The organism is Variovorax glucosi (assembly GCF_051216695.1).
Lineage (GTDB): Bacteria > Pseudomonadota > Gammaproteobacteria > Burkholderiales > Burkholderiaceae_C > Variovorax.
Genome location: NZ_JBPJZE010000127.1, coordinates 1 through 1,354, shown reverse-complemented (window position 1 = coordinate 1,354; position 1,354 = coordinate 1). Strand labels below are relative to the sequence as shown.

The window sequence follows — 1,354 nt, the reverse complement described above, 5'->3', positions numbered from 1 at the left end:
ACGTGTATGAAAAATCCGGCAAAAGCGCGATCGACAGTTTCATGATTCGATTGTTGGCACCAGACCAGATACTCAATCGCTGCAGCAGCGAAGGACTGCTCTTGGCCGCCTGTAGTCTTCCACTGGCGCAACGGTCCCCTTGTGCGCACCACAAAGTCGATGCTGTCCTTGTACTCGTTGGTCGTACAGCTCTTGGTTGAAGTCCATGAAATCACAGTCCGCTACGCACTTGTCGACCAGCAGTAGCGGATGAACGATGCCGGCCCGGATATGACTAGGTGCGTCTCGTCCCACGAATCCTTTGAGAGCAAGTAGGTGGGCCAATCGCAATGCGGCGGCACGTCGACTTTGGCAAAGCGCTTGAGGTATTCGCTAACGCGCACCCTATCCGTCACGCGATAGAAAGGCATCGGCTCAGCGAGCACCAGCGCACAGGAGGCGCCGACAGTTGATCCGACAAACGCCTTCACATCAGGATGCGGAAATTTTGACTTACCCGATACATCGATCTCGAGAGACTCTTCGCTGCCGGGATCGGTGAACTCGAATTGATCAATACGAAGTGAAAGCATTGGGTTGGGCAATGTCTGGTTGTGGCCGGGTGCGGCCTCACGGTCCGGCTGATTGTGCCGCAGCATCGGGCCCTAAGCCGCCATCGTTGCGAGCCGAGAGCGGTCTTTCAAACCTCCCCAAAGCAGCTGTCCGTTCTTGGCACATGCAGTCATTACCGACAACTCACAAGGCCAACCACTTCTGGTGTCCTCTTAGCTCGCAACACGGGACATAGACTTACGAATCGATTCCAAGAGTTCTTCTGTAGGCAGTTCGACAGACGGACCATCGGTGCGGAATCCGTCAAGGTTGCGCAGCAGACCACCGACTCTTGATGGAGCGAAAGACCACCCTTCGACGTTGGACCAACCTCGCGCAACTAGGAATCCATCTTGGCGACGAGTGCAGCGCAGCCAACCGGTGTATTGGTCCGAGAAGTCATATGGCAGGAAGGCGATCTCATCGACGCGCAGATCGTTTAGCACTTCCAGCCATTGCTCCAACACTCGCCACAGGACGGCTCGAGTCTTCGCTGCGTCTTCGACTTCTGGCTGCAGGTAGTCATCAAGCGCTAGATAATAGGAATCGCAAACCCAAGTCTGTCCTGTCCACTCCAATACGATATCGTTGTGCTCAGTGCCGTTGTCGACGAAATTTAGGCTCAAACCCATCGTGAATTTCCCGTTTTTTTCGTGCGAATCACAAAGATCGAAGGATTCACTTCGTCAAATCTGTGTGCAGTGCTGAGCGGCCACTTCTGGCCGACTGCTGCCTATTCGACTCGGAAGACCCGACTCTCAGT

Annotated in this window: 3 protein-coding genes; 1 reads left to right on the top strand and 2 read right to left on the bottom strand. The window is 54.6% G+C overall.

The window, feature by feature from the left end; all coding sequences use genetic code 11:
• A partial coding sequence (locus tag ACSFA3_RS23515; protein ID WP_435507833.1) for a hypothetical protein occupies positions 1-200 on the top strand: 200 nt, incomplete at its 5' end.
• 21 nt (positions 201-221) lie between these two features.
• On the opposite strand, the gene ACSFA3_RS23510 is transcribed toward ACSFA3_RS23515, so the two are convergent.
• Together ACSFA3_RS23510 and ACSFA3_RS23505 are read right to left on the bottom strand one after the other, a co-directional pair.
• The gene (locus ACSFA3_RS23510; RefSeq protein WP_435467609.1) at positions 222-638 is read right to left on the bottom strand and encodes a hypothetical protein; all 417 of its coding nucleotides are present in this window, start codon (positions 636-638) and stop codon (positions 222-224) included.
• Positions 639-764: 126 nt separating this feature from the next.
• Positions 765-1,223, bottom strand: a complete 459-nt coding sequence (locus ACSFA3_RS23505) for a hypothetical protein (protein ID WP_435467607.1) — start codon at positions 1,221-1,223, stop codon at positions 765-767.
• Positions 1,224-1,354: the final 131 nt, after the last annotated feature.